General features: G+C 45.8%; 17 protein-coding genes and 6 tRNA genes. 4 read left to right on the top strand and 19 right to left on the bottom strand.

The genetic code is table 11. The features are described 5' to 3' along the window. The first annotated feature begins 67 nt into the window (after positions 1 to 67). Together ACRRS1_RS10610 and ACRRS1_RS10605 are read left to right on the top strand one after the other, a co-directional pair. Positions 68 to 511: an SPOR domain-containing protein gene (locus tag ACRRS1_RS10610; RefSeq protein ID WP_432453219.1), complete on the top strand. Its 444-nt coding sequence runs from the start codon at positions 68 to 70 to the stop codon at positions 509 to 511. Then, a complete protein-coding gene (locus tag ACRRS1_RS10605; protein ID WP_432453220.1) occupies positions 508 to 996 on the top strand; it encodes a hypothetical protein in 489 nt (162 codons plus the stop codon). The genes ACRRS1_RS10610 and ACRRS1_RS10605 overlap by 4 nt, the downstream gene beginning before the upstream one ends. 8 nt (positions 997 to 1,004) lie before the next feature. Here the strand turns inward: ACRRS1_RS10605 and ACRRS1_RS10600 are convergent, their stop codons facing one another. The 6 genes from ACRRS1_RS10600 to ACRRS1_RS10575 all read right to left on the bottom strand — a co-directional run bounded on the left by ACRRS1_RS10600 (position 1,005) and on the right by ACRRS1_RS10575 (position 9,743). Then, positions 1,005 to 1,994 (bottom strand): hypothetical protein, encoded by a 990-nt coding sequence (locus ACRRS1_RS10600; RefSeq protein WP_432467845.1) that lies wholly within the window; start codon positions 1,992 to 1,994, stop codon positions 1,005 to 1,007. 104 nt (positions 1,995 to 2,098) lie between these two features. Then, a complete protein-coding gene (locus ACRRS1_RS10595; protein WP_432453222.1) occupies positions 2,099 to 2,497 on the bottom strand; it encodes a DUF4150 domain-containing protein in 399 nt (132 codons plus the stop codon). 5 nt (positions 2,498 to 2,502) lie between these two features. Further along, a complete protein-coding gene (locus ACRRS1_RS10590; RefSeq protein WP_432463230.1) occupies positions 2,503 to 3,060 on the bottom strand; it encodes a hypothetical protein in 558 nt (185 codons plus the stop codon). After that, on the bottom strand, positions 3,057 to 4,121 hold the full coding sequence (locus ACRRS1_RS10585; protein WP_432463231.1) for a pentapeptide repeat-containing protein: 1,065 nt from the start codon (positions 4,119 to 4,121) through the stop codon (positions 3,057 to 3,059). The genes ACRRS1_RS10590 and ACRRS1_RS10585 overlap by 4 nt, the downstream gene beginning before the upstream one ends. Next, positions 4,108 to 6,669 carry a DUF2169 domain-containing protein gene (locus ACRRS1_RS10580; RefSeq protein WP_432467847.1) on the bottom strand — a complete coding sequence of 854 codons (2,562 nt, stop codon included), beginning with the start codon at positions 6,667 to 6,669 and terminating at the stop codon, positions 4,108 to 4,110. The genes ACRRS1_RS10585 and ACRRS1_RS10580 overlap by 14 nt, the downstream gene beginning before the upstream one ends. After that, positions 6,666 to 9,743, bottom strand: coding sequence for a contractile injection system protein, VgrG/Pvc8 family (locus tag ACRRS1_RS10575; protein ID WP_432467848.1), 3,078 nt, complete (start codon positions 9,741 to 9,743; stop codon positions 6,666 to 6,668). The genes ACRRS1_RS10580 and ACRRS1_RS10575 overlap by 4 nt, the downstream gene beginning before the upstream one ends. Before the next feature lie 280 nt (positions 9,744 to 10,023). Here ACRRS1_RS10575 and ACRRS1_RS10570 point away from each other — a divergent pair, with 280 nt between their 5' ends. Beyond that, positions 10,024 to 11,292: a hypothetical protein gene (locus ACRRS1_RS10570; protein ID WP_432467850.1), complete on the top strand. Its 1,269-nt coding sequence runs from the start codon at positions 10,024 to 10,026 to the stop codon at positions 11,290 to 11,292. Positions 11,293 to 11,825: 533 nt separating this feature from the next. Here ACRRS1_RS10570 and ACRRS1_RS10565 read toward each other — a convergent pair. Further along, entirely contained in the window at positions 11,826 to 12,749 is a 924-nt protein-coding gene (locus ACRRS1_RS10565; protein ID WP_432453228.1) for a LysR family transcriptional regulator, read from the bottom strand. Positions 12,750 to 12,832: 83 nt separating this feature from the next. Between ACRRS1_RS10565 and ACRRS1_RS10560 the strand changes: the two genes are divergently transcribed. After that, positions 12,833 to 13,864, top strand: coding sequence for an aldo/keto reductase (locus tag ACRRS1_RS10560; protein WP_432453229.1), 1,032 nt, complete (start codon positions 12,833 to 12,835; stop codon positions 13,862 to 13,864). Positions 13,865 to 14,375: 511 nt separating this feature from the next. Here ACRRS1_RS10560 and ACRRS1_RS10555 read toward each other — a convergent pair. The 12 genes from ACRRS1_RS10555 to tolA form a co-directional block, all read right to left on the bottom strand. Beyond that, positions 14,376 to 15,425 carry a GMP reductase gene (locus tag ACRRS1_RS10555; protein WP_432453230.1) on the bottom strand — a complete coding sequence of 350 codons (1,050 nt, stop codon included), beginning with the start codon at positions 15,423 to 15,425 and terminating at the stop codon, positions 14,376 to 14,378. Between the two features lie 436 nt (positions 15,426 to 15,861). Further along, positions 15,862 to 16,920, bottom strand: a complete 1,059-nt coding sequence (gene nadA, locus ACRRS1_RS10550; RefSeq protein ID WP_432463255.1) for a quinolinate synthase NadA — start codon at positions 16,918 to 16,920, stop codon at positions 15,862 to 15,864. A gap of 117 nt (positions 16,921 to 17,037) precedes the next feature. Beyond that, positions 17,038 to 17,113, bottom strand: a tRNA-Lys gene (locus ACRRS1_RS10545). Positions 17,114 to 17,136: 23 nt separating this feature from the next. Next, positions 17,137 to 17,212 (bottom strand) — tRNA-Lys (locus ACRRS1_RS10540). A 35-nt stretch (positions 17,213 to 17,247) separates the two neighbouring features. Beyond that, positions 17,248 to 17,323 (bottom strand) — tRNA-Lys (locus ACRRS1_RS10535). Positions 17,324 to 17,340: 17 nt separating this feature from the next. Then, positions 17,341 to 17,416 (bottom strand) — tRNA-Lys (locus ACRRS1_RS10530). A gap of 19 nt (positions 17,417 to 17,435) precedes the next feature. Next, a tRNA-Lys gene (locus ACRRS1_RS10525) sits at positions 17,436 to 17,511 on the bottom strand. A 30-nt stretch (positions 17,512 to 17,541) separates the two neighbouring features. Further along, positions 17,542 to 17,617: transfer RNA gene (locus tag ACRRS1_RS10520), tRNA-Lys, on the bottom strand. Positions 17,618 to 17,814: 197 nt separating this feature from the next. Further along, the gene (ybgF, locus tag ACRRS1_RS10515; protein ID WP_432459339.1) at positions 17,815 to 18,576 is read right to left on the bottom strand and encodes a tol-pal system protein YbgF; all 762 of its coding nucleotides are present in this window, start codon (positions 18,574 to 18,576) and stop codon (positions 17,815 to 17,817) included. A gap of 25 nt (positions 18,577 to 18,601) precedes the next feature. Then, entirely contained in the window at positions 18,602 to 19,159 is a 558-nt protein-coding gene (pal, locus tag ACRRS1_RS10510) for a peptidoglycan-associated lipoprotein Pal (protein WP_432453233.1), read from the bottom strand. 30 nt (positions 19,160 to 19,189) lie between these two features. Next, complete coding sequence (gene tolB / locus ACRRS1_RS10505) at positions 19,190 to 20,539, bottom strand: Tol-Pal system beta propeller repeat protein TolB (RefSeq protein ID WP_432453234.1); 1,350 nt, start codon at positions 20,537 to 20,539, stop codon at positions 19,190 to 19,192. Continuing rightward, positions 20,539 to 21,603, bottom strand: a complete 1,065-nt coding sequence (gene tolA / locus ACRRS1_RS10500) for a cell envelope integrity protein TolA (RefSeq protein WP_432453235.1) — start codon at positions 21,601 to 21,603, stop codon at positions 20,539 to 20,541. Before tolA ends, tolB begins: the two co-directional genes overlap by 1 nt. Between the last annotated feature and the right edge of the window lie 7 nt (positions 21,604 to 21,610).

Genomic DNA, 21,610 nt, shown 5'->3' with positions numbered 1-21,610 from the left:
GCTTATTAATTGCAAACCCAGCGAAAGTTGTTAAATTTACATTATTAACAATAAAGAGAATAAGAACATGGCAAAGACACTGCTCGCTATCTTCGTGTTATTTGCCGCGATTGGCGTAAGTTTAACTGCCATCCTTCCGCCGAATACCGTATTAAATCCGCTTAAATTTAAACTTGATAGCGCGTCGCTTAAATCGCCTCTCAGCAATCAAGACTTACAGCTTAAAGTCGCTGATACCGGCAATCGCCAATTTGCGGTTCAAATTGGCCTATACTCTGATTTAACACAAGCCAGCTTCGCCTTGAATAAACTCGAGTTAAGTCAAACCGCTAATATTTTTGCCACTCACGACAATCAGCGACAATGGTATGTTGCATTACTTGGTCCTTTTAGCACGATTGATAACGCGAAGCATTGGCAACAGCAGCACTTCAACTTAGCAACATCGCTAGTTCAATGGCCTGATAGTCCCCCTGAGCAAACGGTCAAACAGGAGCAAACAACACCATGAAATCTACCATTGCCGCACCGCTGCGAGATTATCAACAATTGGTTAGAATTGTTCGCGATAAAGGGGTTAACGACCACTACCAGCTGGCAAACGCCTATGGCCTAGGTTCCAAAGTAAGTCATACAGAGCTGCGCATGCGCACTCTAGAAGAGCTTGGCGAGCCCAGTTCCAGCCCACGACGCCCGGCACCGACAGTAAGTGGCGGCGAGTTTTCTAAACGGGATACAACGATTATGTATCATCAGCTAAACCCCCAAACCCGCGGTTATTTTAGTGGTGTAAGCCCCAACATTGTCAGCCGAAATGACAGCATTCCCGGCACCAAGCTGCGCACCGGACTTGGGAGCCATAGCTTTAGTAACAAGATAGAGCCAAGCTTAAGCCTGTCACCAATGGCCCACTCAAATGCACACGCTCAGCCTAAACATCAGCATCAACAGAGTTTTTCCTCAAAAGGCTCAGGCTTTAATAGTTTCCGCTCATAACACTAGGTCTATTTTGTCGGAAAATGTTGAGCAACCGTCCAAGGCACGGTAAATGCCCGGCCCGCATTCAACTCAGTTTTCACTTGAGTGGGGTCAAGGCTCGAATTTAGCGAAACCTGAGTTCTCTGTACCATGGTGGTACCCGGTTTGCCTTTTTCAACTGATATACCGATATCCTTTTTAAAATCAGAAGTTGCCTTATAAGAAGCTTGTCCCTTAAATACACCAACCTTGGCTGTATCTTTTGCAAGCAACAGCGAAGCTTCAGTTCTCGCCATGTTTTCCGACTGATTAAAGGCCTTATATGAAGTGAATTTTGAGGATGTAGATGTGGGCATACCGGTGCCAATCCCTAGAATGGTTTGCTTATTTAATCGCTCTCGTAAATTGGCAACACTCAATACAGGATCATGTTTGCCCAAATACCCCTTGCCAACGTTGCTAGGATCTGCCCGAAATAAAGCATGTCCACCGGAAGCAATCTCCGATTGAACCGCTTTTGAAGCCTCTAGAAATTCATCGTGGCTACCATATTTGGTTTTTGTCCAATCGGGGCTTGATGAGGTAAATATCCTGTTTGTAAATTCTGAGTCTCCGTTTGAAAACTGGCTAACACCTTCTTTAAAACCAAATGTAGGATCAGTTATTTTGGTGCTCGTGTTGGTCTTTTTCTTATTTTTTATGATAACCCCATCTACCGTCATCTCTGGACGTGAAGGCCCTGTTGCGATAAAAACCTCACCTGATGAGGGCAAGGTTCGGCTTTGCGCCAACTCTTTACGTTTTTGCTCGATTTTGGCTCTAGCACCTTGCGAAACATCTAAGGATACATTCGGATACACCGCTGTCCCATCAGATTTAAGCTGTCGTTTACTTGGCTCTGAATGAGCAGGAACAGACTGCTGAACTTTGTTTGGACTTTTTTTATTTGCTCTAAGCTGCCGCGCTTTTTCGAGTAACGGACTTGGGCTTAAGCTACCCGCCCCAGCAATTAACACCGCTCTTTTTTCTGACCCATCTTCCATGTTGTGCTCCTTTCAACAGCCAAAAAATCCGGCTCAACAAACTACAATAAACTTTATATAGACATGAATACATGCCACTAACTCAATATCATCACCTTCACCTGGCAGGGGCTTAAGGTCACACCGGGTACATTAGCCAAGGGGCCATTCTGACCAGTGATCGATAACATTTTGGTTGCAGGCATGACCGACTTGAAGACCTTAAAGCTCCCGACCACGTGGCTACATGGCCCCATAATCAGGTTCGATACCAATCCCAACAACAGGCCAGCTTCGTCACCATTACTTAACACCACCGTCGTCAACAAGTTGTGATCTGGCATGGCTTCGGTGAACTGATTAAACACCGTTGGGATCGCCATACTGGTGGTCGCAATATTTGGATAAGGGAGCGGCACTGGTGCCACCCCTACCAGAGTTTTACAGACATCGGGAAAGGCCAAATTAATCGCCGTCATTTGGGTATTTGCAAACATAATATTCACCCCATATTGATCCGTTTGCCGTCGATACGTACATCTTCTTCGGCGGTAATCACCTGCTGCCTGCCAGACAGGCGCAGTAAACCTTTGGCTGTGACCATCAACTGATTCACCTGTTTCACCATGAAATCAGCACAGCTCACCAAGGTTCCGCTCACCGAAATAAGCCCATGTTGACCGGTGAGAGAAAAGCGATTCAGTGAAAGCAATTCAAGCTCCTGCTCTGCCGAAAGAACAATTTTGGGCGCGTGCAGTTGTATCGGATGGACGCTGTTTATTTGCGTCACCTGCTCGCAATTACGTTGCAGAATATGCAGCAGAAAACAACCAGCCTCGGTCTTAAGATAAGCAACTAAATCACCACGAACCGGCTGAATTAGTGAACTCATTGCCAGCACCACTTCAATATCATGATCAAGCTGATATTTTACCGCTCGTCCCGCTTCATCGTGAATCACGGCGGTCACATGAGCCACTGTATAAGCAGCTTGTTCAGGCTTTGCTGTGGTTTGTGGTAGCTCGACTCTCAATTGTTGATAAGCAACATATGGCTTCATAGAACGATCCCCAGTTGATTTAGTTTTTGTTCGATCTGACTTAAATCGACATCGGTTTGCAGCACCGCTCCCTCTGTAAATTTGGGCCATTTACAATCTTTGTCCTGCATCGCATGAATGTTGGTACGCTGTAGAGCCACGTCCTGAAAATTGCAGGATTTAAGCACTGCATGGGAAAAATTGGCATTGCTTAGCTCACTCGCAGAAAAATCGCTATTGCTGATCACCGCATGTTTAAACCAAGACTCATTCAACTGGCATCGATTGAGTAAGCAAGCATCAAGCGTCGCTTGCTGGAAATTTACGCCCTGCATGTGGGCTTGGTTGAATGAACAGCTTTTAATCGTCGCTTCGATGAATAAACTACGTTGCAATTGCGCCCCTTCAAAGCAAGCCTCTTCAATCAAACATTTCGAAAAGTTACTCCCCTGAAGCTGGGCGTTTTTAAACTGCGTCCCAATAAATCGACTCTCTGAGCAGGTGCAATTTTGTAATTGTCCTTGGCTTAAGTCCTGAGCGCTCAAATCACATTCCAGCAGCAAAACCTGATTAAACTGGCAGTTGATGAGCTTGGCATCGCTTAAATCAGCCTTCAGCCACGCCACGTTGTTTAACTGACAACTATCGAGCAATGCGCCATCCAGAGATAACTGGTTTAAAGCGGTCGTTTTAAAACTGCAACGCATGACGGCGACTTTATCGAGCTGACAGTCGCTAAAAGTACTGGCCTCAATCTCGAAGTTATTCAACACGGCGCCAGTGAAGTTACATTCCGCAAAAGTGGCCCCATGACACTGCCCTTGCCAGTGCGTATCTTTAGCCTGACACTGCAACAGATTACTTTGTTGCCAATGAAGCTGAACTAAACTGCTTTGGGAAAAATCACAGCGGATAAACACACAGCGAGTCAATTGGCATGCCTGTAAGTTCATCTGGTTAAATTTACATTCAATAAAAGTTAGCCCCTCTATCGAAATTTGTTGCCAGCTCTGACCACAAAATTCGGCATTCATCACCGGTTTGCCTGTTGCTGCATATTCTTGTAAATCATTGGGCTGCATTAGTATTAACCTCTTGATCAGGAATTAGTTTTTTCGGTTTGGGGCTTTGCTTGAGCCCATGAACACGGCACAGATCAAAAGCACCATGGTCAGTATCGACTTCATGCATAGTGGCACCTCGCCAGTCGACCTGACTGGCCTTAACTTTACGTAGCTTGGTTTGGTGCAGTAGGCTGGCTCGCCAATCCAATGAATGAAGCAGGGCATCGCCCATCAAACAACGATAGAAGGTACTTTGGCTTAAGTCTGAATCGACCCACTGCACCGAACTAAAATCACATTCGACAAACACCGCCGAACTTGCTGTGCAATCTTTTAAACTGAGCGCTCTCAAACCACATATTTTCCAGCTTGCGCGACTCAGGTTAACCCCTTGCCACTCCCCCCCAGGGCCGAACTGTAGCAGTTCACAACGGCTCCCTTGCCAACGACTAAAACTCAGCCGCATGTTGACCATGACGCAACGCTTTACCTGAGCATGCTGCCAGTTGCTGTCACAGCAATCGGCCCCATACATAACGAGGACGCTAGCCTGGCAATGCTGCCAGACACTGCCGACTAATTCGGTTTGCAGCAACTGGCTGTCTATGAGCTCGGCCCCGCTAAAGTTGGCAGCTTTTAGTTTGGCCTTGGTCGCATTGACTTGCTTAAGCGAAGCCTGAATGAAGCTGGCATTGCTGAGCTGCGCTTCCAGCAACTGGGTTTTAATGAGTTCAGCACCATCGAAACAAGGCCCATCACCAGTGGTTGCAGACAAATTACTAGCATGCAGCTTGGCCTTGCTAAAGTTACTGGCACCAATACAGGCTCCGGTGAGCACTGCACCACTCAGATCACAGGACGAGAAATTACAATCACTAAGATCTGCCCCCTCCAGCATTACATTGCGGCAATTTTGCCCGCTAAAATCTAAGCCACTTAAATTGGCGCCAGCTAAGTCTCGCCCTGACAAGCTTTCGCCTGCAGCAAGTAGCTCTTGCAGCCATATTCGAAGTAGCGAAGATTGTTGCTCTGGCAGGGGGAGATAATCGACGGTCATGGTCGGACTAAGTTGACGCATTTGCAGGCTTGACGCCGCTTGTAGTTGCTCCGCCTGTGCCTGCGGGGATAAGCCGCTTGCTGTTGCATCCCGTTCACCAGCAATCCGCATGAGTCGCGCTCGCAACTGCTGATTGCTTTGCCCGAGTGGCTTGCTTGCTTGCACAGGGCTCGCAGCGGTACTGCTCGCTTTGAGCTTCGCGCACAAGCTATTTACCTTTGCCATGACAGGTGATAGATCGTAATCGAATTCGCTCATCAGTTCAGAGGGGATCGCTGCCAGCGAGTCAAGCTCCGAGTCGTCTTCAGGACTGGCTAAACCCAACTCTGGCTGGCCGGCCTTTAAGGCGGAGAGTTTAGCTCGCTTGCGTTCTTGTAGCGCATTTTGAGCATTGGTGATGAGAGTTTTGCGGCGGGCCAATTGCTGCGGCGTCTTCTCGGGCAACAGTGGCGCTTCGTTCAACAGACTATTAGTGGCCGATGTCGGGTCACTGCGCTCTGCCAGTTGCTGTTGGTAATGGGCCAGCGAGCGAGGGGGGTCATCCACACCTTCGCAGGCTAACAGTAGTTGTTTGATGTCCAAACCATCGACATCCTCAATTGGCACAACCCCACGATGTATCGCCACCCCCAACAACGCGTCAGGAAACAACCATAGGGTATCAATGTGGTTTTCGACTTCCCGGTAACAAAGCGCACCATCCAACTGCTGCTGAACCAACATACGAATCCGAATATTGGGTAAAATACCTGCAATGGTACTTATTTCAGGATGCAATCCGCTAAGCTTAAAGGCCGTTTGGGGCTCAATGAAAGCATTAAAATGTTGGTCTTCTGCTGCGGCTAAAAACAACTTTGGATCAGCATCTTGCGGAAATCCGGGGTGGCGTTCCGCAAGCCATTTTTCATCATAAGTTCCCTGATATCGGCTACGCTGCGGCCAGCCAATATCCAGTTGCCCAAGGCCAGCGGGATGCTTGGGCTGATATCCTAAGCGCTGATTATCGGAAGGATAGTAAAAGTTAGCCAAAGGCTGCAGCTTAGTACCTTGATTTTTACAACCAGCACCGCGACCAATAGGGTTATTGGGCATGTTAGGCCCGCCATAGGCCCGCTCATAGCTCAACGGCATGCGACTGAAGGGCTGCGGCTGGCTGAGTTTCGTTAACCAGCGATGCCTGAGGTAACGATCACCGACGACAACAAGACTCTTGTCTACAGGCCCCACCTGCAGCGCAACCCGACAACGCTCGGCAGCCTGACCTTGGGACGGGTATGCCGCGCCCGCGACCAATACTTCCCCCTTCGGTTTGGCGAATCCCATATCCAGCACCTGAGTTTGCCCCAACGCTTTGGTCATGAGCGGCCATTGCTCACTTTCAAGCAGCAAGCGGGGTATTTTCTCTAACGAAAAAAAACTTAAGGCGCCAATGGCTAAGCCCCATTCATCAAAGCGATAAGGCCGCGATATCAGGCCTAAACATCGAGGTTTAATCAGCTGCATCGTCATAGATTAATCTGCATGACCAGCATATTGATTTGTGGACCCGAGTCGATTTCAATCTCAACCGAGGCTTTCAGTGGCTTGAGCGCTAAGGGTGCACTTTTCATTTCAATATCCACCGAAGCAACCGTTTTACTGGTGATATTGATCCCCATAAAAGTTGAGAATTCGGCTTTCATGCCAAAGAAACTCGAATCTTCAATTTTCGCCCCCATAAAAGTAGACGAACTGATATCACTGGCCAAGGCCACCGATGACGAGATGCTGCTACCGAGTTTTACGCTGCTATCCATAGTCGCGCCGATAAATGTAGACGTTGAGTTTTTAAGTCCTAAGTAGGTTTCGGTATGATTGGCCACTCCCAGAGTCGTTGACACATTATTGCTAGCGCTGATGTTCGTGGTGACGCTGTTCGATGCGCCAATATGGGTCGCCATGGCATTACTCGCCGCAATTTTAGTACTGAGCTCATTGCTGGCACTAATGTTGGTACTGATGGTATTGCTAGCTCCAATACTGGTTTCAATATTACTAACGGCCGACATACTAGTATTAATGTTACTCGTTGCCGCAAGCTGGGTAGAGATATTGTTCTTCAAGCCCATATAAGTATCGATATGCGAGGTCAAACCTAAGAAGGTTGACATATTGGTGACCGTTGCCAGCGTTGTTGAGATGTCAGTACGACCCCCCATAAAGGAGTTCATAGCAAAGGTATCGCCGATTTGAGCCGATATGGAGCTATTATTCCCCAGCGTCGTATGACTGGAGTCACTATTGCCCAGCGTAAGGCTGGTGGAATTACTATTACCAATATGCTGATTACTATTATTGGAGTTACCCATGTGCTGCGATTTACTTTCGGTATTACCACAGACAATGCTGTCGGAATAGACCACTGCACTAGTGCCACCAAAGCTTGGCGGGGCAATCCCCTGCCCACTCAGCGATATGCTACGTCCTTTGGCATGGTGCTCGTTGTAGCTATCGCCTTCGGCTAAGGTATTGGCGATATCGATAATCGACTGCTCAGGCACCCTGCCATTGATGAAGCTCGGCTGACTTAAATCAACTTGGCCATCGTATTTGCCGACTACTGAACGACTAACGCTTTTACCCACCTGAGAGTAATTTTGCGTGCTACCAGTATCACTGTAGCCATAACTTACTTTGGCATGATTTTCATTATAACTACTACCGGCGGAGACACTGGCATTGCTCACCCCATCGGCATTTTGATTACTCAATGAGAGGTTATATCCACCACCACGCGAAAAACTGACATTATCATAGCTGTTGCCATGCATATCGGCGTTATCATAGGCACTTTCGACAATTGCTTTTTCACGCTCAAAATCAACCACCGAGCTATAACCATAACGCAGGCTAATGCCATCGCCATAACTACAAGAGTAACTGGAACCCCAATTGGTATTGGCCGTCCAGGACTGATTACGCCGATCGGGAGGTTGCACGGTCTTTGAACCGTGTGATGCGACAACGCTAAGCTCGGGTAATTCGCTATCGTTATTAGCGCGCGAAACCATCACCATCGCCCCCACTTCGGGTGCCGATGAACTATGCGAACTCAACCTTACCCAAAACTGTTCGGAACTATCACGCGCGGTGGCAAACTGAACCAAACAGCCTTTTTCTTTTTCATCGTCCCCGGCAAAAGAATTCTGTGCCTGCTCCACCTGAAAATTACTTTTTTCCCGGTAACGCCACCCCCTTGGTACCGCAGTTTCTAACACCCTGGCCAGCACACTTCCCTGTTGCGTACTTTCCATCGAAAAAGGACTGAGTAGCGTGCCTTGACTACTGTCGGTTTGCGGATTGACTTCACTTGCCTGCAGTGTACCTTTATAGGGCTGTTGATCGCTCGCTTTGTGCTGAATACTGGTGACCACGAAGGTTTTGCCGCTAAAAGACTGACGCATTAAACGCATCTCGTTGCTGCTGGCGGCTGTCGGTTGCGACAATTGAAAGGTATACCCCGGGCTCAATAAGGGTGAAGTCGAGCTACCCGACAAGGTTTCTTGATCGCTTGCCAACTCCTGCTTTAATTTCTTTAACTGGCCTTCTGCCTCACTACGATCCGTGCCATAGGCGTAGCGACGATGCCTTAAATACTGTGGGTTATCTTGCTGTTCTGGGTCGCCATTGTAACTGGTAAAGCCCGCTACATCATTTTGCTCCCACTGCGCCTCTTCGCGGGTGAGGATTGCATCCACTGACTGAGGCACCAGTTTAACTTGATAACTCATGTCACAAAACAAATCGTTTTGCTGTAGACCCAGTTTTTCCGCACTAGAATAACTGTAACGCAAGGCTAGAGGCTGCTGATCACAGTTGGGGATATCTACTTCTCGTAGCGCCGTCGGCCGATTAGAGAACACTAAGCTAAGTTCATTTGAGTGATGTATAAAGTAATAATGCACCGCGACGTGACCAGCGATGCGCTGTAAAAATGCCATATCCGTTTCACCGGCTTGCAACCAATCTTGCACCCGACTCACGGTTAGGCTTTCATCAAAACGAAATTCAAGCTTTAAGCGTCCCGACGCAGTTTCCCGCTCTAGTAAACAACTAAACAAAGCAACAACATCCATGCTGTGATAAATGTGATAGCGATTACGTAAATTAAGAAAATGTAAAGGTGAACCCAGCGCCAGTTGGTAACAACCAGGGGCCATCAGCGTCATGCTAGTTACAATCCCCTGAAAATAGCGTGACGGCGTGCTGCCTTCCCAATCGGCAGCGTCATCTACTGGGTGGTGGGCAAAACGGTCTTGATGCCAAGCACAAGCAATCCGGACACTTCCCCATAAACCGACCACCGCGGCAGCATTAAAGCTGGCTAACTGCTCCACTTGCTGTCGGTTTAACTGTTCTACATCATTTGCCCTCAACTCCAAATTAAACTGATAGGCCTGTGAAATCCCCTCCTGCCCCTGCAGCGACGACAAGCGCAAGAAATCATCGGTCATCGCATTAAGCGAGCTGATCCCATCCACTCTGAGTTGCAAAGCCCGTGTTAGGCGTCGCTCGCTTGCTATCGCGACATCAGTTAGCGCCATATAACCCTTAACTCCGTAGCATAGAAAATCTTCTATTCAAGCTATTAGCAGTTACAGTGCCAACTTATATCTATCTGTTATTGATAAATTTTTCATTTTGTAAACCTTATAGTGGGTAAAATTATACCCACGGCGAAATAGGTTAAGCTCTCTCCCTTCGTCAAGCTATTGGCTTTTCTCCCTAATTCACTGTGCTCCGTTAGCACTTCACAAATAGTGATTCGTGATGGCCTGAATGTTGCTAATCATAAGAGCTCTATACACTAAGGAGTAATACCCGATGTATAACCAAGGAAGAAAGCGCACAGCCTCGCAAGCAGGCCTCGATGATTATGAATTACCAGCAAAAAGATTTAAGAGCGCCTCAGGTAAAGCAATCCCGATGTGGTCCTCATCTCAGTTGCGCAAGCTTTCCTCACAACTCCCCCGAAATAAAAGGATCCAGCGAAAACTCAAGCAGCCATTCGTCACAAACCCATCCCCCTTTGGTTTTCCTAATCTGTTTGCTCCCCAATCATCGAGCCACGACACTTCTTCATCGCAACACAAGCCTTTCGATTTCAGTGTTTTTGATCAGCAACAAAGTGTCAAGCAAATGGGTCTTTGGCAAATGAGTCAATCCCGACAGGCGCAATTAAGCAAACAACTGCCGAGCTATATTGCGAGGCAATCCCCGAGAAGCACCGATATTCGGATCAAAGCCAATACTGGAAATATGGAAGACTGGGGAGTCAGTGCCGACGAAAATATCAGAACTCAGATCCAACGCGATAAACGTTCACAAATGACTGACTCTGAAGCGGAAATGGCCTTTAACCAACGCAGTCATCAAGGCGCATTAGTGTGGAAAACCAATTCCCCTACGCTTTTAATGTATGGTGATCATACCGATAACTCGGAGCCACTTTCGGCGCATACACCAGGCTTGAAATCTCTACAAGTGAAAGGAACCAAAGGTGCAAAAACTAAGGAGCATGGCACCCGCGACACGCGAAGGGGAAAAATTGTGATGCAAACACTCACCGATCCAAAGCGTAAACCATCTGATCTGGCAATTATCGGAAAGTTAGCAACTGTTCAGCTATTTCAATCTCCGGCAGAAGAGCTGCAAACAAGCAAACTACAAATGCAAAACATGCCACAAGCTCGCTTTTCAGTTTTCTCGGATATTGGAGATATTACAGACTCTCACTCGCAAAACTTTGACAAGCTCGCACAACGGCAACAAGTCGTTCGGGAAACCGATAAAATGCATATTGCCAAAAACTTGCTGATTGCTGGTCGCGACAGCCTGGTTCCAGCAACTCATAAACACTTGTTAAGTTCTGCGCAAGGGGATGTTGGCAAAGCAATGGACTTGCTTCATCAGCAAAGCATCTCACAGCAACCCAACATTACGTTTAATCAGCATCCCAGCTCTCAAACCACCCGATTGGATCTGAGCAGCCTTGGGCAAATGGATACCCAGAATCAAGCTAAAGCTCAACAAAATATTCCGCTTAGTCCAGTGCGGAAGATCAAATCGCCCAAATTCACCTTTACCGACTGAGATGATAAGCACTTGCTAGCTCAGGAAACACCTAGTGTGGCAGCGCATATACAGATTGTAGAGGGACCTAAACCTCTCCGGCTACCCAATTAGGGCGATATTCAGCTTATATTCAAGCTGCATTGCTTTGGTAATCCTAGCGAGTAAAACTGGAAAAACCTACTTTGGAGACTTGTCACGAATGGGATAGTGGGCAAATTGAAGTGTACTTGAGATGGCTGTTTAATTTCTACATTGATTGAATGACAAAACATACGTTAAAAAACTGCAATAAGTGACGTTTGTCTTTGTATGCAAAGAGAGCCTTTAAGACAGTTTACCCGAAGCCGAAAACTCTGTACGCTGCTGCGTATTCCGCTTGTTCACGCGTTCTGTTTTCCTCTAAACAACATCATAACCAAAGATTATATAAAGTCGACTCGCTAGCGGCATATGATTACTTCTGCATGAGTAAATGCTCTATCTTATTCAAAGACATCGTCAGCGCTGTAGCTATTTTAGAGCTCCCAAGACAGACACAAACAAATGACTTTTTATTTCTCAATGGGAGCAGCTAACTGCTGTTCAATAAATTGGATAAACGCTCGCACCCGCAACGGCACAAACTGGCGTTGTGGCATCACAGCGTAAATGGAAGTTTGCTTATAGTAATCAGGTAATACATGGCACAAACGACCTGCTTCTAAGTCATTTTTAATATGCCAGTCTGAATGCAGAGAAATACCCAGACCCGATAAAGCTGCCTGATACAACGCTTCACCGAGGTTACTTTCTAAGGTCCCTTGTACTTTTATTTTTTCTTCCAGACCTTGTTTATTCATCAGTTGCCATATGTGTTCACGGCCATATTCTCCCGATAAAATTAAACAATTATGCTGAGCCAAATCCGCAGGGCTATTGGGTTGGCCGAAATTAGCTAAATAATCAGCAGAAGCGCATAAGATTCGTTTATTGGTATTAAGTTTTTTGGCGAGCAAACTTGAGTCTTCTAGAGCACTTGAGATTCGAATCGCCAGATCGAACCCCGAGTCGACTAAGTTCACTCGCTCATCACTCAGATTAAGTTGTACTTTTAAAGCGGGATGCTGCTTTAGAAACTGAGGTAACAAAGGCGAAATAAACAAACGACCAAACGAAACACCCGCGGTGATACGAAGGGTTCCCGATACCTCCTGCGATACTTTTTTAAGATCACTGGTTAAAGTTGCTAATTCCTCAACCAAATGCCGACCTCTTAATGCCAGCTCTCTCCCCTCAACGGTGGCGCTAACGGTTCTTGTCGTTCGATGCAACAAACGAACCCCCAGCTGTTGTTCTAACACCTGTAAGCGTTTACTGGCGAGGGCTGGTGATATATCAAGACTGCGGGCAGCCGCACTGATCGACTTAAGATCGAGAACTCGAAGAAAAAGGGATATATCCGCCAAATTACTCATCGCTATTATCAACAATATCATGAAAGTGTTTCTCTATTGTTGCTGTTTTTTTGACAAAAGCAAGCGGGTACTCTAAAACCATTCAATCGTAATTAGGAAATAAAATGGAATATCGATTTTTAGGAAAATCCGGCTTTAAAGTATCAGCCTTAGGATTTGGTGCTGGTACTTTTGGTGGCAAAGGTCCGTTATTTAGTGCTTGGGGAAACAGCCAAGAAAAGGAAGCTAAGCATATGATGGATATCGCACTAGACCACGGGATCAATCTGTTTGATACTGCAGATGTTTACTCCGATGGCGAATCAGAACGCCTGCTTGGTCTCGCCATGAAAGGACGAAGAGATAAAGTTATCGTATCTACAAAATCGACCTTAAGAATGGGAGAAGGAACCAATGACATTGGAGCCTCTCGACATCGCCTAATCGAATCCATAGACAACGCGTTAAAACGTTTAGATACCGACTACATCGACATTTTTCAGCTGCATCACTTCGATGCTATGACCCCCATGGAAAATGTCATGGCAACACTCGACCACTTAGTGAAATCAGGTAAAATTCGTTATATTGGTGTGTCTAACTTTTCTGGTTGGCAGGTGATGAAATCTCAAGCTATAGCCGACCGTTACGGTTATAGTCGTTTTGTCGCCAATCAAAGCTATTATTCACTTTTAGGCCGTGATTATGAGTGGGAGTTGATGCCCTTAGGACTTGATCAAGGACTTGGGGCTATCGTTTGGAGTCCCCTAGGGTGGGGCCGATTAACTGGGAAAATCAGCCGTAACAAGCCGATCCCAGCGCAAAGTCGCTTACATGAAACCGCTCAGTTTGCACCACCCGTTAGCGACGAACATTTATATAAGGTGATTGATGTCATGGAAGACATCGCCGAGGAAACAGGAAAAACCATTCCTCAAATTGCTTTAAATTGGGTGCTTTATCGCCCCAGTGTGTCATCGGTACTGATCGGGGCTCGCAATGCATCGCAACTAACAGACAACATACAAGCACTCGGCTGGCGTCTAACCGAGGATCAAGTCAAACGCCTAGACCAAATCAGCCAGACCGCAATCCCCTACCCTTATTACCCCTATTGGAATGGCCAGTTTACTGAACGAAATCCGCCAGCCTGCTGAATAAAAACACCTTCTATAGTCGTCTCACGTAGCTCAAGGTAGAAGGTGTTTTTAAATAACTCGTCGCTCGATATGATCGCTATCAAGCGATCATTTTAACATAGCTTTCAATGACACTATTGAAGGCCAAATTACCCAACTTTATTTTTAACAATGGTGTAGATACATTATGACTCGTTGCTCCTAGCAAATACCTTAAACCAGATAAGTTTCACTGCTCGCCATTGCTTCACATAACTTGGAGAGTATTATCGCGGGAGGATTTGAGGCACTTATTGAAGGCTAGAGCCTCTTATCGGAAAGTTCTAACTGAACACATATAGCGAACTCCAATCCAATTCACTGGCCTGTTCCAAGTCAACTTTAAGCGATGCAAAACCAAAGAAGCCATCGGTTTGAAATTAAAAGGACTGGATATAGAACAACAACCATACCACATTAGCTATCAAAAGCATGATACGCTCTTAATACCATTTCTAGGTATGGTTGTTTCAACAAAACCTTCGATTGATTACACTTTAGTAATACCGAACACTTGATTCTCTTGCTCTTGAACTCGGATAAAAGTGGTTCGTTTGGTGAGTTCTTTCAGTTCAGATGCACCCACATAGGTACAAGCCGAACGAACGCCACCAAGAATATCTTGAATCGTGAATTGCACGCTGCCTTTATATGGGAGTAATACCGTTTTGCCTTCAGAGGCACGATACTCTGCAACACCGCCAACATGTTTATCCATCGCAGTTTGAGAGCTCATACCGTAGAACTTCATGAATTTTTCACCATTTTGTTCTACAAGTTCGCCGCCGTTTTCAGCATGCGCAGCCAGCATACCGCCGAGCATCACAAAATCAGCGCCGCCACCAAAAGCTTTTGCGACATCCCCTGCCTGAGTACAGCCACCATCTGCAACGATTTGTCCGCCTAGGCCATGGGCAGCATCCGCACATTCTATAATGGCCGATAATTGCGGGTAACCCACACCAGTTTTCACCCGAGTGGTACACACGCTACCGGGGCCAATCCCTACTTTCACAATGTCTGCGCCACTTAAGATCAGTTCTTCAACCATCTCACCCGTTACTACGTTGCCAGCCACGATGACTTTGTCAGTAAAGCTGTCACGCATTTTACGTACAAATGCGACAAAATGTTCAGAATAGCCGTTGGCTACATCAACACAAATAAATTGTAAATTCTGATTCAGCGCTAAAATTTGCTTGGTTTTTTCAAATTCAGCATCTGATGTGCCGCAACTAACCATTAAATATTTAATTTTTTCTGGTGCCATCGATGCTAAAAACTGTGACCACTGCTCAATGCTGTAATGTTTATGAACCGCAGTCATCATACGATGTTCCGCTAGCGCTTTTGCTAAGCCAAAAGTTCCCACCGTATCCATATTCGCCGCAATAACAGGTACACCGTGCCATTGACTATTGCTGTTTTTGAAGGTAAACTCCCGATCAAGTACAACCTGTGAGCGACTCTTCAAGGTTGAACGTTTAGGTTTAATCAAGACGTCTTTAAATCCCAGCTTTATATCTGTTTCAACTCTCATTTACTTCTCTGCTAGTTATTAGGCACAAAACCCACGAAGTATAACAAACCATTATTGATAACAAAAACGTTAATAATATGATTTCGAAATAGGATTACTGTGAGAATTAGTTTTGCCAATATTAGTGCAAAAAAAGTACTCGTCGAAACTCTGCAGAATAGATCATTTTTGCAAATAACTTCCATATATTAAGTCATGAACAATACCAATCTGATTCATTATATAAGCAACTTATTGCGCAGATGAATCTGCCGATAACGAGGCATGAAGCGCATTAACTAATGGCTCTAGTGACAAGATACATAATGCAACTGACGATGATTTAGGCTTTTAAGAATAAAGTTAAATTGGCATAACTAGCCACTGAATTCAATCGAGTGCACTAAAAGTAAAAAACCAGCTCTAAAGCTGGTTTTTTCAAGCAAAGCAACGCAGACTAAGCGTTACCTTTCACCTTTAATTGGTTACCTTTAGCAAAGTTGAGCATCCTGTTTAATGGGACCAACGCTTTATCAATCAAGGCATTGTCTACAAATACCTCTTTACCCTTTGCGTCTATTAAGGCCTCTTCGATGGCCTGCAAGCCATTCATAGCCATCCAGGGACAATGCGCACAAGAACGACAAGTCGCCCCATTGCCGCCAGTTGGCGCCTCAATCATCTCTTTATCTGGGCAAGCCTGTTGCATCTTGTAAAAGATGCCACGGTCGGTAGCAACAATTAACTTTTTATTCGGCAGCGTTTGAGCAGCCGCAATGAGCTGACTGGTCGAACCCACAGCATCAGCCATCGCAACTACGTTTTCTGGCGACTCAGGGTGAACCAAAATAGCCGCATCAGGAAACTGCTGCTTAAGCGCCCACAAGGCCTTGGCCTTAAACTCTTCATGAACAATACAAGCGCCTTGCCAAAGTAACATATCGGCACCGGTTTGCTTCGCAACGTAGCCCCCCAAATGTTTATCAGGCGCCCAGATAATTTTATGCCCTTCGGCATCTAAATGTTCCACAACATCCACGGCAATGCTAGAAGTAACGACCCAGTCGGCCCGCGCTTTTACAGCTGCGGAAGTATTCGCATAAACGACAACCGTATGCTCTGGATGCTGGTCACAAAACGCAGAGAATTCTTTTTCTGGGCAGCCTAAATCCAAAGAGCAAGTGGCTTCTAAGGTCGGCATGATGACCTTTTTCTCTGGCGTTAAGATCTTGGCGGTTTCCCCCATAAAACGCACCCCCGCCACTAGCAAGGTTTTTGCTGGATGGTGATTACCGAATCGTGCCATTTCTAAAGAATCAGCAACGCAACCACCAGTCTCTTCGGCCAGGGCTTGGATTTCAGGATCGGTGTAATAATGAGCGATTAATACTGCATCTTGCTCAACTAACAACTGCTTTATACGTTGCTTATGGGCCGAACGCTGTTGCTCACTCAAAGGCTTGGGTTTAGGCGGAAAGGGGTAAATTGATTCGTTAAAATATTCGGGCTGCTGCATAACTACATCTGAGATAAAATAATTAGAGTATTATACACCGCAGAGAGTGCAGATGTCAGTCATTGGACTAAAGAATTAGATGAGGTAATAGAGTCATGATTTGTAATGATAAAATGATGGTGGGTTGTGAAGGATTTGAACCTTCGACCAATTGATTAAAAGTCAACTGCTCTACCAACTGAGCTAACAACCCATAATATTTGGTATTTACAGTGATGGTGGGTTGTGAAGGATTTGAACCTTCGACCAATTGATTAAAAGTCAACTGCTCTACCAACTGAGCTAACAACCCGTAACTGTAAATCACCTATTTGGAAACGAAAAGCGTGGTGGGTTGTGAAGGATTTGAACCTTCGACCAATTGATTAAAAGTCAACTGCTCTACCAACTGAGCTAACAACCCGTAACGTTTCAAAATAGTGGTGGGTCGTGAAGGATTTGAACCTTCGACCAATTGATTAAAAGTCAACTGCTCTACCAACTGAGCTAACGACCCACTAAAGTGGTAATAGATATGGTGGGTTGTGAAGGATTTGAACCTTCGACCAATTGATTAAAAGTCAACTGCTCTACCAACTGAGCTAACAACCCGTATACATCTACTACATTAAAGCTACAAAGTGGTGGGTTGTGAAGGATTTGAACCTTCGACCAATTGATTAAAAGTCAACTGCTCTACCAACTGAGCTAACAACCCGCTTTGAACTTCAGCTAAATCCGCCTCACTGCTGTGTTAGCAATTGACCCGACTCAACGGCGGCCTATGATACGGATTTAAGACTGTTGTGCAATAGTATTTTGAATCTTTTTTTCTAAGCGTTCAGCAAATAAGCAACCAGCTTCAACTTTGTACAGAATTTTGAATTTGCTAAAGTTTATTATTCAAAAACTGTACTAAAGTTGGCCTAATCGATTCTTCGCTAAACTCGCAGCACTACTATTAGGGTGCTCTTGGACCACTCGAGTAAACAATTTTTTGGCTTCATCATTATTTTTTTGAAACTGCGCAATGATACCCAATTTTAACAATGACTCAGCAACCTTATTAGATTTGGGATAATCGTTAACAACTTTAAGGAATTGCTGGGCGGCTTGCTCCCGTTGCCCACGAGTATATTGTAGCTGGCCTAACCAATAATGTGCATTCGGTGCATAGCCAGACTTAGGGAAATCCTGGATAAAAGCTTGAAAGGCCGGAATCGCTGCATCATAGTTTTTATCTTGCATCACTAGCGCCACGGCTGCGTCGTAAGCCTGATCTTCTCCAACCGCTGCAGGGGCAGCAGTAGTTGTGGCGGCAACTTTAGGCACGGCTGTTTGCAACTGAGCAAATCGACGGTCTAACTCTTGGTAGAGTTCACGTTGACGTTCAGTAATTTGTTCAATCTGATAGTTACTCTGTTCTAGCTGACCAACCATGGTTGACATGCTATTGGACAGCTCATCGACCTGACTTTGTAGTTCTAACTGGACCTGATTTCTAGCCTGCAACATCCTTTCCAAGCGTTCGACCCTTTGCTCAAGGCTTAGTTGACTACTGGGAGAATTTAAAGAAACAGCGGTTCTATTACCCGCCTCTTCGACTGGCGCAGCGGCATTAACACTGGCTGCTAATAAAACGGCCACTGTAGTAGCCGTAATCATTTTAAGTTTCATAGCTCACTCTACACTTGTAAGTTTATTAATAAACTAACACCGCGCGGCGATTTTTAGCCATCGCTACTTCGGTGTGTGAATTATCAACGGTTTTCTCTTCACCATAACTAACAATAGAAATTTGCGAGGCTAAGACACCTAAGCTTTGTAAATACTTCGAGACCGCTTTACCACGACGCTCACCCAAAGCAATATTATATTCAGGCGTCCCTTTTTCATCGGTATGGCCTTCAATTAACACCGTTACCGAAGGATTATCACGCAGATAGCTAGCGTGCGCTTCTAATATTTCGGCAAACTCTTCTCGAATATCGGTTCGGTCAAACTCAAAGTAAACGATTTGACTCTGACGTAACTCAGCAGCCTTGAGACGCTCTTGCTCGTCGGCACTAAGTACTGGGTCAACTGAACCCATTTCTACGCCGCCAGCTGCTTCGGTGCCAGTGATTTCCATTGAGGAATCTCCGCCAGCCTTGCCTTGTTCATTTAAATCACTATCGCTACTACGGGTAGAACTACAAGCGGCTAAGCCAGTGAGTACCACACCTAAAAATAGAGTTTTAGCTAACTTTTCAAATTGCATTATGGATCCCTTATGATCAGATTTAGTTATTTAGTTTAAAAATGGCGACCAAGCTGGTGCGCGAACACTGCCCTCTTTTGCTGGTAGCGTCGCTTTAAATCTTCCATCCATAGAAACCAAAGCCAATACTTGGCGACCATTGGCCACGGTACTGTACATAATCATACTGCCGTTCGGTGCAATGGTTGGCGATTCATCTAATTGAGTACGGGTTAATACTTGTACATAACCGGTATCAAAATCTTGTCGGCTAATGCGATATTGGCCATTTACACGGCTCACCATTACCAACGCGGAGCCATCGGGTGTCACCGCCCCACCTAAGTTCATTTCGCCTTCCCAGGTCACCCGACTAATTTTATTTGTATTCAAATTAGCTCGATAGATTTGCGGTTTACCACCACGCTCGGAAGAAAACAGCAATTCATGTCCAGATGGTAACCAGCTAGGTTCGGTATCAATCCGACGACTTTTAGTGATCCGTTTAAGTTGCTTAGTGGCGACATCCATCACATAGATATCTGGCTGGCCATCCTTGGATAATACCAATGCAATTTGACGTCCATCTGGCGACCAATCGGGCGCACCATTAATGCCACTAAAAGCACTCAACTTAGTGCGTTGCGAGGTATAAATATCCTGAATATAGATTTCTGCACTGCGATTTTCAAAACTAACATAAGCAAGCTTTTCACCATCAGGAGACCACGCCGGAGACATCAGTGGCTCTTGTGAGCGAAGTAAAGTCTTTTCGTTATAACCGTCATAATCTGCAATACGAAGTTGATATGGATAGTTAGCATCGGCATTCACAACTACATAAGCAATTCGGGTTAAAAATGCCCCTCTTTCACCAGTCAAAGATTTATAAACACCATCGGAAATTAAATGGGCCATCTGTCGTAACTGAGCTTTCCCTACGCTTTTATATCGATCGAGCAGCACATGATCCTGGCTGGTGACTAATTGACCGTCTTTAAGTTGTTGCTTATTGCCGGCACTCACCTGCCCACGCAGTACATCGACTAAGGCATAATTAACCTTATAAGTGCCATCAGCCAAGGCTTCTATTTTACCGGTCAATACCGCTTCTACGCCAAGCGCTGCCCACGCTTGATAGTCAATCTGTTCCACTGATTGCGGAGTTTGCGGCATCTGGCTAATCGCCACAGGATTAAACTTACCGCTGCGGCGTAAATCATCGGCAACAACCTTCGCTAAGTTCAAAGGTGCTTCGCCGTGTCCTTGCCAAACAAAAGGGACCACGCCTACCGGACGGGCACTGTCGACCCCTTCGGTAATGACAATTTCTAGGTTAGCTTGAGCTAGATTTGAAAAGACAAACCATAGGCAAACGCCCGTTAACAGTTTTTTAATCATCACAGCTGTTCCGGTTTTAAAGTTAAAGTAATGGTTTTAAGTTTGGCAAAAACATCCGGGTCTTTAGAAACCGGTAAAGTCATTGCCTTTTTTATCGCTCGACGAGCCGACTCACACACCGCTTTATCTCCACGCCCTTCGCTGGTTTTTGTCACAAAACCATTGGTGGCTAAGTGAATGTCAATACGACATTGCTTGCCAGACATACTTGGATCGGTGAGCCAGTTTCGTTGAATTGTCGACATAATCATGGCTTTGTATTTATCCACTTCACTTAATACTTGTCGTTGACGTCGTACATTCGTTTCGGCCGCCATCTCTGTTTGTAATTGCTTTTCAAATTCAGCTTCTTGACGAGCGATTTCGGCTTTACGTTGACGCTCAGCCTCGGCCTTCGCGGCTTTCTCTGCAGCCAATTTAGCTTCCTTCTCTTTTTGCTTACGAGCCAACTCAGCTTTGCGCGCTGCCTGTTCAGCTTTTTGGGCTGCTATTTCGGCTTGCCGTTGCTGTTCAAGCTTACGAGTTCGCTCTGCTTCTGCGGCTGCAGCTGCGGCTTCAGCTTTCTGCTGTTGCTCAACCTTACGAACCCGCTCCGCCTCTGCTTTGGCTGCTGCCGCCTCCGCCAACTTGCGCTGTTGTTCCTGTTTGACCCGTTCGGCTTCAGCTTGCTTGGCTCGCTGTTGTTCTAACTTTTGTTTTTCTTGAGCACGACGCGCCTGCTCATCAGCTTTTTTCTTGGCTTGTTCATGTTGGCGCTTTTCTAATTCCAACTGCTTAATCCGTTTTTCTTCGGACAAACGTTTCTTACGGGCCAATTCCGCTTGTTTCTCTGCTTGAGCAACTCGCTGTTTCTCTTTGTCTGTTACGGCCTTTTGCTGTTGCTTTAAACGTTCAACTTGCTGGCTTATCTGTTTCGCATCAATCGCGGTAGCCTTAATAATCGGAGCGCTGGGCGTTGCTTCGAGCTTAACGCGCTCAAAATCAACTGACCACACTAACGCAATAAACAACAAAGCATGCAGTAAAATGGAAATAACAACCGACAGGCTAAATGGCGATTTCAATGCTAAT

It is taken from the genome of Agarivorans sp. Z349TD_8 (genome assembly GCF_050870825.2).
Taxonomy (GTDB): domain Bacteria; phylum Pseudomonadota; class Gammaproteobacteria; order Enterobacterales; family Celerinatantimonadaceae; genus Agarivorans.
The sequence above is the reverse complement of the archived record's forward strand: the minus strand, read 5'-3'. Positions and strand labels throughout refer to the sequence as shown.

Excerpts from the sequence above, each read along its gene's own strand:
- tolB (WP_432453234.1), bottom strand. The coding sequence starts at position 20,539 with ATGATTAAAAAACTGTTAACGGGCGTTTGCCTATGGTTTGTCTTTTCA.
- pal (WP_432453233.1), bottom strand. The coding sequence starts at position 19,159 with ATGCAATTTGAAAAGTTAGCTAAAACTCTATTTTTAGGTGTGGTACTC.
- ACRRS1_RS10580 (WP_432467847.1), bottom strand. The coding sequence starts at position 6,669 with ATGACGATGCAGCTGATTAAACCTCGATGTTTAGGCCTGATATCGCGG.
- ACRRS1_RS10565 (WP_432453228.1), bottom strand. The coding sequence starts at position 12,749 with ATGATATTGTTGATAATAGCGATGAGTAATTTGGCGGATATATCCCTT.
- nadA (WP_432463255.1), bottom strand. The coding sequence starts at position 16,920 with ATGCAGCAGCCCGAATATTTTAACGAATCAATTTACCCCTTTCCGCCT.
- ACRRS1_RS10575 (WP_432467848.1), bottom strand. The coding sequence starts at position 9,743 with ATGGCGCTAACTGATGTCGCGATAGCAAGCGAGCGACGCCTAACACGG.
- ACRRS1_RS10610 (WP_432453219.1), top strand. The coding sequence starts at position 68 with ATGGCAAAGACACTGCTCGCTATCTTCGTGTTATTTGCCGCGATTGGC.
- ACRRS1_RS10560 (WP_432453229.1), top strand. The coding sequence starts at position 12,833 with ATGGAATATCGATTTTTAGGAAAATCCGGCTTTAAAGTATCAGCCTTA.
- ACRRS1_RS10590 (WP_432463230.1), bottom strand. The coding sequence starts at position 3,060 with ATGAAGCCATATGTTGCTTATCAACAATTGAGAGTCGAGCTACCACAA.
- ACRRS1_RS10585 (WP_432463231.1), bottom strand. The coding sequence starts at position 4,121 with ATGCAGCCCAATGATTTACAAGAATATGCAGCAACAGGCAAACCGGTG.
- ybgF (WP_432459339.1), bottom strand. The coding sequence starts at position 18,576 with ATGAAACTTAAAATGATTACGGCTACTACAGTGGCCGTTTTATTAGCA.
- ACRRS1_RS10555 (WP_432453230.1), bottom strand. The coding sequence starts at position 15,425 with ATGAGAGTTGAAACAGATATAAAGCTGGGATTTAAAGACGTCTTGATT.
- ACRRS1_RS10595 (WP_432453222.1), bottom strand. The coding sequence starts at position 2,497 with ATGTTTGCAAATACCCAAATGACGGCGATTAATTTGGCCTTTCCCGAT.
- ACRRS1_RS10570 (WP_432467850.1), top strand. The coding sequence starts at position 10,024 with ATGTATAACCAAGGAAGAAAGCGCACAGCCTCGCAAGCAGGCCTCGAT.
- ACRRS1_RS10605 (WP_432453220.1), top strand. The coding sequence starts at position 508 with ATGAAATCTACCATTGCCGCACCGCTGCGAGATTATCAACAATTGGTT.